Here is a 13352-nt window from a genome sequence, read left to right on the forward strand (position 1 = left end):
CCTATACCAAAGGTGACCCTACCATGAAACTCCTGCATCTCGATTCCAGCGTTCTCGGCCCCCACTCGGTCAGCCGCCAGGTTTCCGCGGCCGTCGTCGACCGTCTGCGCCAGTCCACCCCCGGCCTCGAAGTCAGCTACCGCGATCTCACGCTGACGCCGCTGGCGCATCTGTCCGGTTTGCACCTTGCCGCCAGTCAGGGAGCGGCGCCGGACGCATCATTGCGAGACGATCTCGCCGCCGGCCAGGCCGTGCTGGACGAGTTTCTGGCTGCCGACATCGTCGTGATCGGCGCGCCCATGTACAATTTCACCGTCCCGAGCCAGCTCAAGGCCTGGATCGACCGCATCCTGGTCGCGGGCAAGACGTTCAAATACGGCGCGCAAGGCGTCGAGGGTCTGGCCGGCAACAAGCGCGTCATCATCGCGATCTCGCGCGGCGGCTATTACGGTGCGGATACACCGATCGCACCCGGCGAACATGTCGAAACCTATTTGCGCTGGGTGTTCGGCTTCATCGGTATCCGCAATCCGGAATTCATTTCCGCCGATGGCATTCAGGTCGGCCCGGACCATCGCGAAAAGGCCGTGGCCGGCGCGCTGAAAGCCGCAGGCGATCTGCACGCCGCTTAGGACGAAAGAAAATTGGCTGCCGTCACCCCCCGACGGCAGCCGCCCTGCTCGGTTGGGAAACCGTTTAGAAAATGCCGTGCATGCGGCAGAGAACGATCACGAGGGAGATCAAAAGACCAATCCCGGAAAACAGCGCAATTGAAACGAATTGCCCGGTGTCCGACTTCTGCAACGCGGATGAAGAGACGCCAGCCTTTTTCGGCATGACTGCTTCCAGTTCTCTTGCGTCAGAAAACTCCCATCCTTCGAGTGTCCGGCAATGATGATTGACGTTCAAGCGTCCTTCCGGCTCAGCGCCAATCCGTCGCAGGGCGGCGGACTGGCCGAAGTCCACGACGGAGGCCCTACCCCCGATAGATCGGGGCTCCGCTCGGCGAGGCCGTAGCGCCGCCGTCGACGAACAATTCCTGCCCCTGCACATGCACGGCATCGTCCGACGCGAGGAACAGCACCGTCTTCGCGATGTGGTCGGTTTCGCCGATGCGGCCGAGCGGCGTCGACAGCGCGATCCGCTTTTCAAAGGCCTTTTCGGCTTCCGGGGTTGCGATCGCCGGGCCCCAGATCGGGGTGCGGATCGCGCCCGGGGCCACCACGTTGACGCGGATGCCGCGCGGCGACAGTTCCGACGCCATGATCCGCGCCATCGCCCGCACGCCGGCCTTGGCTGCGCCATAGGCCGAGTAACCGGGAATGCCGAGCACGGAGATCACCGAGCCGTTGAGGATGATCGAGGCGTTGTCGTTGAGATGCGGCAGCGCGGACTGCACGGTGAAGAACACGCCGGTGAGGTTGGTGCTGATGACCTTCTCGAAGATCTCGACAGTCGCGCCGCCCAGCGGCGTGCCGCCGGCGATGCCGGCATTGGCGAACAGGATGTCGTACTTGCCGAACTTTTCGGCCCCCTTCCCGATCGCAGCTTCCGTGGCGGCGATGTCGGTCGCGTCGGCCGCGAGCGCGAGCGCGTTCGGGCCCAACTCCCTGGCGGCGGCATCGAGCGTCGCCTGATTTCGTCCTGTGATGACGACCCTGGCGCCTTCGGCCACGAACAGTTTTGCGGTCGCAAGCCCGATGCCGCTGTTGCCCCCTGTGATCAACGCCGTCTTGTTCGCAAGCCTCATGGCCGTCTCCAATGGTTGCATTATTAAACTAGATTGCCCATCTAGGGCATCTGGTTTAATATTGCAACTACACAAGGCCGTGATCGGTCTTTACTCAATTGGAGCACCGCGATGGTGAAACGAACCAGCTTTGAGCGCGACGATTGCCCGATCGCGCGCTCGCTGGATGCGATCGGCGACTGGTGGTCGATACTCATCATTCGCGAAGCGCTGTTCGGGATCAGCCGCTTCGGCGAATTCCAGAAGAGGCTTGGCCTCGCCAAGAACATCCTCGCCGTGCGGTTGCGCGCGCTGGTCGATCAGGGTGTCCTCAAGATCGCGCCCGCCTCCGACGGCAGCGTCTATCAGGAATATCTGCTGACGCCGAAGGGTCGCGGCGTGTTTCCGGTTCTGGTCGCCCTGCGGCAATGGAGCGAGGAGTTCGACGACCGCCCGGAAGAGATCACCACCATTCTTGTCGACAAGGAAAAGGGCAAGCCGGTTCGCAAGCTCGAACTGTATTCGCAGGATGGGCGGTTGCTGAGTGCGGGCGATACGGCGCTGAAGCCGCGAGCGGCGGGGAAGACAGGGAGGCGTGTTGTGGCATCCTGAGACATTGTGAAACTATGTCCACCGTCATTGCGAGCGCAGCGAAGCAATCCACGTCTCGACGCGGGGAAAGATGGATTGCTTCGCGGAGCCTGTCATCGGGCGCGCATTCGCGCGACCCGTTGGCTCGCAATGACGGGAGAGAGCCGTCTTTCGCTCTGCCTTCACCCTCACGACAGCTTGTGCTTGCTCCGGGTGCGCAGCCGCTCTTCCGCCTCGAGTTGCGCCATGCCGAGCAGATGACCGAGCACCTCCAGCCGATGGCGTTCCGCGAGCTTGACCAGTTCGGCAACGGTTTCCGCAATGAAGGCTACGGCCTCGTCGGGGCCGCCTTCTTCACCTCGTTCGGGTACTTCGGTTGGCGAGTCCGGTTTCTTGCCTGAAGCTTTCCGCTTCCGGCCGCCAGCAGCTTTGCTCAAAAAACTTGCATCCCAATGACACAAAGTATTGCCCTGAAATAACCCCTTTGATGGCGCAACTCTAGGGCGCATTTCGCAACTCCTCAGATATAAGTGGACATCAAAAGGTTCCCTGGCGGCATTTGCCGATTTGACAGGGGCCGCCTCACCACCCATGTTCGGGTCCAATCGGTGGGCCGCGAGTCTCGCGGAACCCGCCTTTATCTTTTCCCGTAAGCCATTGGAATGACATGAATATCGTCATCGTGGAGTCGCCGGCGAAAGCCAAGACGATCAATAAGTATCTAGGCGCCTCCTACGAGGTTCTGGCCTCGTTCGGCCATGTCCGCGACCTCCCCGCCAAGAACGGTTCCGTCGATCCGGAAGCCAACTTTCAGATGATCTGGGAGGTGGACCCGAAGGCGGCCAGCCGACTCAACGACATCGCGAAAGCGCTGAAGGGCGCCGACCGTCTGATTCTCGCGACCGACCCTGATCGCGAGGGCGAAGCGATCTCCTGGCACGTGCTGGAGGTCATGAAGGAGAAGCGCGCGCTGAAGGATCAGAAGATCGAGCGCGTGGTGTTCAACGCCATCACCAAGCAGGCCGTCACCGACGCCATGAAGGCGCCGCGCCAGATCGACGGCGCGCTGGTCGACGCCTATATGGCGCGCCGCGCGCTTGATTATCTGGTCGGCTTCACGCTCTCGCCGGTGCTGTGGCGCAAGCTGCCCGGCGCGCGCTCGGCCGGCCGCGTGCAGTCGGTGGCGCTGCGTCTGGTCTGCGACCGCGAACTCGAAATCGAGAAATTCGTTCCCCGCGAATACTGGTCGCTGGTCGCGACGCTGACCACGCCGCGCGGCGAGAGTTTTGAAGCCCGCCTCGTCGGCGCCGACGGCAAGAAAATCCAGCGCCTCGACATCGGCTCCGGCGCGGAAGCTGAAGATCTCAAGAAGGCCATTGAAGCGGCGAACTTCACGGTTTCGACCGTGGAAGCCAAGCCGGCGCGGCGCAATCCGCAGGCGCCCTTCACCACCTCGACGCTGCAGCAGGAAGCCAGCCGCAAGCTCGGTTTTGCGCCGGCGCACACCATGCGGATCGCCCAGCGCCTTTATGAAGGCATCGATATCGGCGGCGAGACCACCGGTCTCATCACCTATATGCGAACCGACGGCGTGCAGATCGACGGCTCCGCGATCACGCAGGCTCGCAAGGTGATCGGCGACGATTACGGCAACGCCTATGTGCCGGATGCGCCGCGCCAGTACCAGACCAAGGCCAAGAACGCACAGGAAGCGCACGAAGCGATCCGCCCGACCGATCTGGCGCGCCGTCCCGCCGAGATGCGCCGTCGCCTCGATCCCGATCAGGCGAAACTCTATGAGCTGATCTGGATCCGCACCATCGCAAGCCAGATGGAATCGGCCGAGCTCGAACGCACCACTGTGGACATCGCGGCGAAGGCCGGCTCCCGCGTGCTGGAGCTGCGCGCTTCCGGCCAGGTCATCAAGTTCGACGGCTTCCTCGCGCTCTACCAGGAAGGCCGCGACGACGAGGAAGACGAGGATTCGCGCCGCCTCCCCGCGATGAGCGAAGGCGAGCCGTTGAAGCGGCAGGATCTCGCCGTCACGCAACACTTCACCGAACCGCCGCCGCGCTTCTCCGAGGCATCGCTGGTGAAGCGGATGGAAGAGCTCGGCATCGGCCGCCCCTCGACCTACGCCTCGATCCTGCAGGTCCTGAAAGACCGCGGCTACGTCAAGCTGGAGAAGAAGCGGCTGCACGGCGAGGACAAGGGGCGCGTCGTAGTCGCGTTCCTCGAAAACTTTTTCTCACGCTATGTCGAGTACGACTTCACTGCCGCGCTGGAAGAACAGCTCGACCGCATCTCCAACAACGAGATTTCCTGGCAGCAGGTGTTGCAGGATTTCTGGGCCGGCTTCATCGGCGCGGTCAACGACATCAAGGACCTGCGCGTCGCCGAGGTGCTTGATGTGCTCGACGACATGCTGGGGCCGCACATCTACCCCGCTCGCTCGGATGGCGGCGATATCAGGCAGTGCCCGACCTGCGGCACCGGCAAGCTAAACCTGAAGGCCGGCAAGTTCGGCGCCTTTGTCGGCTGCTCGAACTATCCGGAATGCCGCTACACCCGTCCGCTCGCCGCCGATAGCGAAGCCAGCGCCGACCGCGTGCTCGGCAAGGACCCCGACACCGATCTCGACGTGACGGTGAAGGCCGGACGCTTCGGCCCCTACATCCAGCTCGGCGAGCAGAAGGATTACGAAGAAGGCGAAAAGCCCAAGCGCGCCGGCATCCCCAAGAACATGTCGCCGGGCGACATGGAGCTCGAACTGGCCTTAAAACTGCTGTCGCTCCCGCGCGAAGTTGGCAAACATCCGGAAACCGGCGAGCCGATCACCGCCGGCATCGGCCGCTTCGGGCCGTTCGTGCGTCACGAGAAGACCTATGCCAGCCTCGAGGCCGGCGACGAGGTGTTCGACATCGGTCTCAACCGCGCGGTGACGTTGATCGCGGAGAAGATCGCAAAGGGCCCAAGCGGCCGCCGCTTCGGTGCCGACCCCGGCAAGCCGCTCGGCGAGCATCCGAGCCTGGGCGGCGTTGCCGTGAAGAACGGCCGCTACGGTGCCTACGTCACCGCCGGCGGCGTCAACGCCACGATCCCGAGCGACAAGACGCCCGACACGATCACGCTCGCCGAAGCCATCGTCCTGATCGACGAGCGCGCCGCCAAGGGCGGCGGCAAGGCCAAGCGTCCTGCGAAAAAGGCCGCGCCGAAGAAGGCTGCCGCCAAGAAGGCCGCGGACAAAGCGGCCGATTCTGACGCGCCAAAGCCTGCCAAGAAGGCAGCGGCGAAGAAGGCCGCGGCAAAGCCGAAATCGGAAGCCGTCAGCAAGGCACGCGCGCCGGTCGCGTCCGCTGCCAAGACGTCGGCGGCCAAGCCCGCCACTGCACCCAAAACGCCTGCGAAGAAAAGCGCGGGCAAGGCCCGGGGATAAGTGAATAGAAAACACGACCATGGCTTTCCGAGCCGGGACGCCATCGTTGCCTTTATCCGTGCCCATCCGGGCAAAATCGGCACGCGGGAAATCGCCCGCGAGTTCGGCCTGAAGAATGCCGACCGCGCCGAACTGAAGCGCATCCTGCGCGACCTCGCCGACGACGGCACCATCGCCAAGCGCGGCCGGAAAATCCACGAGACGGCTCTCCTGCCGCCGACCGTGATCGCCGACATCACCGGCCGCGATACCGACGGCGAATTGCTCGCCACTCCCACCGAGTGGGACACCGAACAGAGCGGCCCCGCGCCGAAGATCCGCATCCACGTCCCGCGCCGTCTGCAACCCGGCACCGCCGCGGGTGTCGGCGACCGAGCCCTGTTGCGGATCGAAAAGGCTGATGATAGCGAAGGCGCCCCCTATCGCGGGCGCATCCTCAAGATTATCGATCAGGCCCGCGCGCGCGTGCTCGGCATCTTCCGCAAACTGCCTGGCGGCGGCGGCCTGCTCGTTCCCGTCGACAAGAAGCAGGCCGGGCGCGAATTGAACATAGCGCCAGCGGATACCAGCGGCGCAGAGGATGGCGACCTCGTCAGCGTCGATCTGGTGCGCTCGCGCGGCTATGGCCTCGCGGCCGGCAAGGTGAAGGAGCGGCTCGGCTCGCTGTCGAGCGAAAAGGCGATCAGCCTGATCGCGATCCACGCCCACGACATTCCGCAGGCGTTTTCGCCGTCCGCGGTGCGCGAGGCCGAGGCAGGCGAACCTGCGACGTTGAAGGGCCGTGAAGACTGGCGCGATCTGCCGCTCGTCACCATCGATCCGCCCGACGCCAAAGATCACGACGACGCCGTGCACGCCGCGCCCGACCCCGATCCGAACAACAAGGGCGGCTATATCGTCCATGTCGCGATTGCCGACGTCGCCTTCTATGTGCGGCCGGGCTCGGCGCTGGATCGCGATGCGCTGACGCGCGGCAATTCGGTCTATTTTCCCGACCGCGTCGTGCCGATGCTGCCCGAGCGCATCTCCAACAATCTCTGCTCGCTGGTGCCGGGCGAGCCGCGCGGCGCGCTGGCGGTGCGGCTGGTGATCGGCGCCGACGGCCGCAAGAGCTCGCACAGCTTTCATCGCGTGCTGATGCGCTCGGCCGCCAAGCTGCACTACGCGCAGGCGCAGGCCGCGATCGACGGCCGCCCAGACGATACCACCGGCCCGCTGCTGGAGCCGATCCTGAAGCCGCTCTATGCGGCCTATGCGCTGGTGAAACTCGCACGCGACGAACGCGATCCGCTTGATCTGGATTTGCCCGAGCGAAAAATCCTGCTCAAGAGTGACGGCACGGTCGATCGCGTCATCGTGCCGGAACGGCTCGACGCGCACCGGCTGATCGAGGAATTCATGATCCTCGCCAACGTGGCCGCGGCCGAAATGCTTGAAAAAAAGGGGTTGCCGCTTATCTATCGGGTGCACGACGAGCCGACCCAGGAGAAGGTTTATAACCTCCAGGAATTCCTGAAGACGCTCGATTTGCCCTTTGCCAAGAGCGGCGCCTTGCGCCCTGCCCTGTTCAATCGCGTGCTGGGACAGGTCCGCGGCGAGGACTACGAACCGCTCGTCAACGAGGTGGTGCTGCGCTCGCAGGCGCAGGCGGAATATTCGGCGGAGAATTACGGCCATTTCGGCCTCAATCTTCGCCGCTATGCCCATTTCACTTCGCCGATCAGGCGATATGCGGACCTGATCGTGCATCGTGCGCTGATCCGCGCGCTCGGCCTCGGCGAAGGCGCGTTGCCGGAGAGCGAGACGCTGGAGACACTGAGCGAGGTCGCGGCGCAGATTTCGCTGACCGAACGTCGCGCGATGAAGGCGGAGCGCGAGACCGCCGACCGGCTGATCGCGCATTTCCTCGCCGACCGCATCGGCGCGACGTTTCAGGGCCGAATTTCCGGCGTTACCCGCGCCGGCCTGTTCGTGAAGTTATCGGATACCGGCGCCGACGGGCTGATCCCGATCCGCACGCTCGGCACCGAGTATTTCAACTACGACGAGACGCGTCACGCGCTCGTCGGCTCACGCAGCGGTGCCATGCACCGGCTGGGTGACGTCGTCGACGTGCGTCTGGTAGAAGCTGCACCAGTAGCCGGCGCGTTGCGGTTCGAACTGCTGTCGGAAGGTCAGGTCATTCCGCGCGGCAGAAAACGCGAGGGCTCGAAGGCGCTTTCGAAATCACGTCCGGGCCGCAGCCCGCGCGAAAAGGTTCGCAAGACCCACAAGGGCAAGTCGGGCAAAGCCAAGTCCGGCAAATCGAAGAAAGGCAAGTCATGGAAACGGTGAGTCCCACGACATGGACCCGGGAATCCGCACACGCCGAGAAACGCGACCTCTGGAGCGCGATGAAGCGCGGCTTTCGCTGCCGCTGCCCGCGCTGCGGCGAAGGCAAGATGTTTCGCGCCTTCCTGAAGACCGCCAACAATTGCTCGAAGTGCGGGCTCGATTTCACCCCGCACCGCGCCGACGATCTGCCGGCCTATCTCGTGATCGTCATCGTCGGCCACATCGTGGTACCGGCGGCGCTGTGGATCGAAACCAATTATTCGCCGGCGGTGTGGCTGCAACTGGCGATCTATTTGCCGATCACCTTCATTACGTCGCTGCTGCTGTTGCAGCCGGTCAAGGGCGCCGTGGTCGGCTTCCAGTGGGCGCTGCGCATGCACGGCTTTGACGAGAATGCGCCTGCCGACATTCCACCGGTCTAGCTAGTCCGGAAGCAACAACAGGAAGCATCACAATGGGGATGGGATGAGCGACGCTGCGACTGACGTACAAGAAGGAAAAGAGGCCGATCACCATCCCTATTTCCGACCCAAGGATGCGGCGACGCTGATCCTGATCGACCGCTCCGGCGACAAGCCGAAAGTGCTGGTCGGCAAGCGCCACGACAACGTGGTGTTCATGCCGGGCAAATACGTCTTCCCGGGCGGCCGCGTCGATAAAGCCGACAACCGCATTCCCGTCGCGGCTCCCATTTCCGCGGAGCTTGAGGCCAATCTGCTGAAGGGCAGTCCGAAGATCGCGCCGTCCCGCGCGCGCGCACTCGCAGTCGCCGCGATCCGCGAAGCCTGCGAGGAAACCGGCCTCTGCCTCGGATGCAAGGTCGACAAGTCCGTGAAGCTCGACGGCGCCTGGAAGCCGTTCGCGGAAGCGGGCCTCTTGCCCGATCCGTCCGGCCTGTTCCTGATCGCGCGCGCGATCACCCCGCCCGGCCGCGTCCGCCGTTTCGATACGCGCTTCTTCACGGCCGATGCCTCAGCCATTGCGCATCGCGTCGAAGGCGTGATCCACGCCGATGCCGAACTGGTCGAACTGGTGTGGGTCGAGATCGGCTCGCAGCCGCTCGCCGACGCGCATGCCATGACCAAGAACGTGCTCGCCGAACTCGACCGCCGCCTCGCCACCGGCCCGTTGCGCCACGACGCGCCGGTGCCGTTCTTCCACTTCTACGGCGGCAAGATGCAGAAGGACGTGCTGGGGGCGTAGCCCTTCACGTTCCTCCTCTCCGTCATTCCGGGGCATCGCGGAGCGATGAACTGTGGTGCGCAATTGCGCACCTGAGAATCTCGAGATTCCGGGTCTGCGCTGCGCGCATCCCGGAATGACAGCCGTGTTGAGGACGCACCAAAAAACAAAATAATCTTCTGCGCACCACCAATGGCGCAACCCTCGCCCATCCCTATCTCTTCCCCAACAATAACAGCGACGGAACGGGGCAATGGCACAGCGGCAACTCAAGCTCGGCGCGTTCATGCGGCCGGTCTCCATCCACACCGGCGCGTGGCGCTATCCCGGCGCCTGGCCTGACGCGAACTTCAATTTCCCTCACATCAAGCGCCTGATCCAGAAGCTGGAAGCCGGCAAGTTCGACGCCTTCTTCATGGCCGATCACCTTGCCGTGCTGAACATGCCGATCAATGCGCTCAAGCGCAGCCACACGGTGACCTCGTTCGAGCCGTTCACACTGCTGTCGGCGCTGGCCGGCGCCACCGAACATATCGGCCTGATCGCGACGGGATCGACGACGTTCGACGAGCCCTATCACGTTGCCCGGCGTTTTGCGTCGCTCGATCACATCTCGGGCGGACGCGCGGGATGGAATATTGTCACCACCTCCAATCCGGACGCCGCGCTGAATTTCGGGCTCGACGATCACATGGAGCACGCCGAGCGCTACAAGCGGGCGCGTGAGTTCTATGACGTGGTGACTGGTCTCTGGGATTCCTTCGCCGATGACGCCTTCGTGCGCGACGTCGAGGCCGGGCTTTATTTCGATCCGGCAAAGATGCACGTGCTCAATCACAGGGGCAAATATCTCTCGGTGCGTGGACCGCTCAACATCGCCCGCCCCGTGCAGGGTTGGCCGCTGATCGTGCAGGCCGGCGCGTCCGAGGACGGCAGGCAGCTTGCGGCCGAGACGGCGGAAGCCGTGTTCACTGGCGGTGGCTCCCTCGCCGACGGGCAGAAGCTTTATGCCGACATCAAGGGCCGCATGGAGAAGATCGGCCGCGACCCCGAGCATCTGAAGATCCTGCCCGGCGCCTTCGTCGTGGTCGGCGACAGCGTCGAGGATGCGAAGGAAAAGCGCGCCAAGCTCGACAGCATGGTGCATTACGACAGCGCCATCGCTTCGCTCTCGGTCCAGCTCGGTACCGACGCCTCCGGCTTCGATCCCGACGGGCAGTTGCCGGAGATCCCCGAGACCAATGCCAGCAAGAGCGGCCGCCAGCGCCTCGTCGATGCCGCCGCGCGCGACAAGCTCACCGTGCGCCAACTCGCCCAGCGGGTCGGCGGCTATGGCGGGCTATCGTTCGTCGGCACGCCCCAAACCATCGCCGACCAGATGGAAGACTGGCTGGTGAGCCGCGGCAGCGACGGCTTCAACATCATGTTCCCGTTCCTCCCGGCGGGGCTCGACGATTTCGTCGATAAGGTGGTGCCGGAACTGCAGCGGCGCGGGATTTTCCGGAAAGAGTACGAGGGCAAGACCTTGCGAGAGAATTTGGGGCTGCCGAGGCCAAAAAACCGGTTCTTTGAGGGTTAATCCCGCCGAATCCGGCCGGTTTTTGCCCCGAAAACCTTGACTTTGGGCGATCAGAAGCTAGGTTGCGCGCAAATGCAGGCCGGTTTGGCCGGCGCCAGATTTCCAGACATTTGAGGTCTCAACCATGGCCAAAGCGGTCACCATCAAGGTCAAGCTCGTTTCCACGGCGGACACCGGCTTCTATTACGTCGCCAAGAAGAATTCGCGCACCATGACCGACAAGCTGGTCAAGAAGAAGTACGACCCGGTCGCGCGCAAGCACGTCGAGTTCAAGGAATCGAAGATCAAGTAACGTCGCAAGCCATTGCTGACGGTTTGAACGGGGCCTTGCGGCCCCGTTTTTGATTCCAGGCGGATCGAAATTACGCCGTCTGCATCTGCGGCGGCCGGCCCGGCCGGATCAGCGCGAACGCGACCTGGACGATGCCGCCGGCGAGGCCCAGCGCGACGCCGATCCGCCAGGCCATGGTGTAGGAGCCGAGCGCGTCGTAAAGCACCCCGCCGCCATAGGCGCCGAGGAAGCTGCCGACCTGATGGCTCATGAAGGCGAGACCCTGGATCATCGCCTGCCATTTCAGGCCGAACATCTCGGCCACCGCGCCCGCGACCAGCGGGCCGACGCCCATCCACAGAAAGCCCATGATGGCGCCGAACAAGAGCGTGGTCGCCGGCGTCGGCGGCAGCGTGAAATACCAGGCGAGCGCGATCGAGCGGAAGATGTAGATGCCGCCGAGCAGCGCCAGCTTGTTCCAGCGCTGGCCGGCCCAGCCGAAGAAGATGCTGCCAAGCACATTGAAGCCGCCGATCATGCCGAGTGTCTGCGCGCTCAGCATCGGATCCAAGCCGCAGATCGCCAGATACGACGGCAGGTGCGTGGTGAGAAAGACGAGCTGCATGCCGCAGACGAAATAGGCGCCGGTCATCACCACGAAGGACGCGTTGGAGAACGCCATCTTCGTCGCCGCGCCGGCAGACGTGTCGCCGATCTCGTCATCGGTCGGCTTGGGCAGCGGAACCCTGTCCACCCTGCCCGCATACCACGCGGCCGGAATCATCAGGAGCGCCAGCACCACGAACCCCACGAGGCCCATCCGCCAGCCATAGCCCTCGTTGAGAATCTGCCCGATCGGCGCCGACAACAGCGCGCCGAGCGATCCCGCACCCGAGACCAGGCCGAGCACCGTCGAGCGCACCGACGCCGGCACCGCGCGGGCTGCGACCGACATCGCAATCGCCGCTGCAGTGCAGGCCAACGACGCACCGATCAACACGCCGCCACCGATCATGATGCTCAGGATGCCGTTGGCGCCCGCCATGAGCGCGAGGCCGGCGACATAGAGCAGCGAGCCGATGATCATGATGGGCCGAAACCCGTAGCGCACCGTCAGCGCGCCGGCGAGCGGCTGCAGGAAACCCCAGGCGAGATTCTGTACCGCAAGCGCCAGCGTGAAATCGGACACCGAAATCCGGATGTCCTGCGTCAGCGGCTGCATGAACAGGCCGAGCGATTGCCGCAAGCCCATGCTGAGCGTGAGCATGACGGACGCGCCGATCAGAATGGGCAGTGTGGGGCGCAGGATCTGCAGCAGGGCGGCCATTGTTTTTATTCTCCCCAAGGGCCGCGATTCGAACGCCGCGTCCTGCAATCGATATCTGAAATAGGTACACAGACCTGTGTAACTAGGCTATAAGGGGGCTCTGCTGTCAAGCAAACGGCGACCCACGCATTCGCATGGCACCCCTGCCCGACAAACCGGCCATGAAGGACCGGATTCTGGAAACCGCGGATAGGCTGTTCTATCTGCAGGGACTTCGCGCTGTTGGCGTCGACACCATCGCGGCTGAAATCGGCATCAGCAAGCGCACGCTCTACAATCATTTCCCGTCCAAGGATGCGCTGATCTCGGCCTATCTGGCGCGGCGCTTCGTGGCGCCGCGCGCTTCCGACAAATCGCCGGTCCAACAGATTCTCGGCACCTTCGATTCGCTGGAGCGGCGCTTTTCGCACAAGGATTTTCGCGGCTGTCCGTTCGTCAACGCGGTCGCCGAACTCGGTGAAGACCGGTCGGTCCGGAAGATTGCGGTCGCGTTCAAGGAAGGCCGCCGCCTCTGGTTTCGCGACCTGCTGGTGCAGCTCGGCGTCGCCGATGCAGAAGCCTTGGCGACGCAGCTCACGCTGCTGGTCGACGGCTCGATCGCGCAAGACCTCGTCCGCAACGATCCCGCGATGGCGCGCGCGGCAAAGCAGGCGGCCACGGTGCTGCTCAGGAATGCGGGGGTGAAGATGGGCAAAACCAGTACAGCTTTGAAGCGGGCGTCGAAGAAGCCTCGGATCTCCTCGCCAGCTTGAGGCGACCAACCCTCCACATCGTCGTCCCTGCGAACGCAGGGACCCATACGCCGTGGCTTTGCAATAGGCCAATGTGGTAGTTACCTTCTGCAACAAGCTGCATCGGTGGTTATGGGTCCCTGCGTTCGCAGGGACGACGCCAGAAAGCGGC

At 63.8% G+C, this 13352-nt stretch carries 13 protein-coding genes; 9 read left to right on the plus strand and 4 right to left on the minus strand.

Annotated features, from left to right (window positions below; genetic code table 11):
- Positions 1-23: 23 nt before the first annotated feature.
- Positions 24-632: an FMN-dependent NADH-azoreductase gene (locus LMTR21_RS23355; protein ID WP_065752920.1), complete on the plus strand. Its 609-nt coding sequence runs from the start codon at positions 24-26 to the stop codon at positions 630-632.
- Positions 633-696: 64 nt separating this feature from the next.
- Here the strand turns inward: LMTR21_RS23355 and LMTR21_RS23360 are convergent, their stop codons facing one another.
- A complete protein-coding gene (locus LMTR21_RS23360; protein WP_141688292.1) occupies positions 697-966 on the minus strand; it encodes a hypothetical protein in 270 nt (89 codons plus the stop codon).
- Between the two features lie 10 nt (positions 967-976).
- Positions 977-1750, minus strand: a complete 774-nt coding sequence (locus LMTR21_RS23365) for an SDR family oxidoreductase (RefSeq protein ID WP_065752919.1) — start codon at positions 1748-1750, stop codon at positions 977-979.
- 111 nt (positions 1751-1861) lie between these two features.
- Here LMTR21_RS23365 and LMTR21_RS23370 point away from each other — a divergent pair, with 111 nt between their 5' ends.
- Positions 1862-2341: a winged helix-turn-helix transcriptional regulator gene (locus LMTR21_RS23370; RefSeq protein ID WP_065752918.1), complete on the plus strand. Its 480-nt coding sequence runs from the start codon at positions 1862-1864 to the stop codon at positions 2339-2341.
- A gap of 167 nt (positions 2342-2508) precedes the next feature.
- On the opposite strand, the gene LMTR21_RS23375 is transcribed toward LMTR21_RS23370, so the two are convergent.
- A complete protein-coding gene (locus LMTR21_RS23375; RefSeq protein WP_065752917.1) occupies positions 2509-2757 on the minus strand; it encodes a hypothetical protein in 249 nt (82 codons plus the stop codon).
- A 230-nt stretch (positions 2758-2987) separates the two neighbouring features.
- On the opposite strand from LMTR21_RS23375, the gene topA reads away from it, so the two are divergent.
- The 6 genes from topA (at position 2988) to rpmG (ending at position 11143) form a co-directional block, all read left to right on the plus strand.
- Positions 2988-5756: a type I DNA topoisomerase gene (gene topA / locus LMTR21_RS23380; protein WP_065752916.1), complete on the plus strand. Its 2769-nt coding sequence runs from the start codon at positions 2988-2990 to the stop codon at positions 5754-5756.
- Positions 5757-8090 carry a ribonuclease R gene (gene rnr, locus LMTR21_RS23385; RefSeq protein WP_065752915.1) on the plus strand — a complete coding sequence of 778 codons (2334 nt, stop codon included), beginning with the start codon at positions 5757-5759 and terminating at the stop codon, positions 8088-8090.
- Positions 8078-8512: a DUF983 domain-containing protein gene (locus LMTR21_RS23390; protein ID WP_065752914.1), complete on the plus strand. Its 435-nt coding sequence runs from the start codon at positions 8078-8080 to the stop codon at positions 8510-8512. The genes rnr and LMTR21_RS23390 overlap by 13 nt, the downstream gene beginning before the upstream one ends.
- A 43-nt stretch (positions 8513-8555) precedes the next feature.
- Positions 8556-9293, plus strand: a complete 738-nt coding sequence (locus LMTR21_RS23395; protein ID WP_065752913.1) for an NUDIX hydrolase — start codon at positions 8556-8558, stop codon at positions 9291-9293.
- A gap of 232 nt (positions 9294-9525) precedes the next feature.
- The gene (locus LMTR21_RS23400) at positions 9526-10851 is read left to right on the plus strand and encodes an LLM class flavin-dependent oxidoreductase (RefSeq protein ID WP_065752912.1); all 1326 of its coding nucleotides are present in this window, start codon (positions 9526-9528) and stop codon (positions 10849-10851) included.
- 124 nt (positions 10852-10975) lie between these two features.
- The gene (rpmG, locus tag LMTR21_RS23405) at positions 10976-11143 is read left to right on the plus strand and encodes a 50S ribosomal protein L33 (protein ID WP_027537094.1); all 168 of its coding nucleotides are present in this window, start codon (positions 10976-10978) and stop codon (positions 11141-11143) included.
- Between the two features lie 70 nt (positions 11144-11213).
- Here rpmG and LMTR21_RS23410 read toward each other — a convergent pair whose 3' ends face one another.
- Complete coding sequence (locus LMTR21_RS23410; RefSeq protein WP_065752911.1) at positions 11214-12449, minus strand: MFS transporter; 1236 nt, start codon at positions 12447-12449, stop codon at positions 11214-11216.
- 161 nt (positions 12450-12610) lie between these two features.
- Here LMTR21_RS23410 and LMTR21_RS23415 point away from each other — a divergent pair, with 161 nt between their 5' ends.
- The gene (locus tag LMTR21_RS23415) at positions 12611-13201 is read left to right on the plus strand and encodes a TetR/AcrR family transcriptional regulator (RefSeq protein WP_141688291.1); all 591 of its coding nucleotides are present in this window, start codon (positions 12611-12613) and stop codon (positions 13199-13201) included.
- Positions 13202-13352: the final 151 nt, after the last annotated feature.

Origin of the sequence: Bradyrhizobium paxllaeri, from assembly GCF_001693515.2 — a bacterium.
Lineage (GTDB): Bacteria > Pseudomonadota > Alphaproteobacteria > Rhizobiales > Xanthobacteraceae > Bradyrhizobium > Bradyrhizobium paxllaeri.

Bases quoted from the DNA above. Each gene is read 5' to 3' on its own strand.
- topA (WP_065752916.1), top strand. From the start codon at position 2,988: ATGAATATCGTCATCGTGGAGTCGCCGGCGAAAGCCAAGACGATCAAT.
- LMTR21_RS23355 (WP_065752920.1), top strand. From the start codon at position 24: ATGAAACTCCTGCATCTCGATTCCAGCGTTCTCGGCCCCCACTCGGTC.
- LMTR21_RS23400 (WP_065752912.1), top strand. From the start codon at position 9,526: ATGGCACAGCGGCAACTCAAGCTCGGCGCGTTCATGCGGCCGGTCTCC.
- LMTR21_RS23365 (WP_065752919.1), bottom strand. From the start codon at position 1,750: ATGAGGCTTGCGAACAAGACGGCGTTGATCACAGGGGGCAACAGCGGC.
- rpmG (WP_027537094.1), top strand. From the start codon at position 10,976: ATGGCCAAAGCGGTCACCATCAAGGTCAAGCTCGTTTCCACGGCGGAC.
- LMTR21_RS23415 (WP_141688291.1), top strand. From the start codon at position 12,611: ATGAAGGACCGGATTCTGGAAACCGCGGATAGGCTGTTCTATCTGCAG.
- LMTR21_RS23395 (WP_065752913.1), top strand. From the start codon at position 8,556: ATGAGCGACGCTGCGACTGACGTACAAGAAGGAAAAGAGGCCGATCAC.
- LMTR21_RS23410 (WP_065752911.1), bottom strand. From the start codon at position 12,449: ATGGCCGCCCTGCTGCAGATCCTGCGCCCCACACTGCCCATTCTGATC.
- LMTR21_RS23370 (WP_065752918.1), top strand. From the start codon at position 1,862: ATGGTGAAACGAACCAGCTTTGAGCGCGACGATTGCCCGATCGCGCGC.
- LMTR21_RS23390 (WP_065752914.1), top strand. From the start codon at position 8,078: ATGGAAACGGTGAGTCCCACGACATGGACCCGGGAATCCGCACACGCC.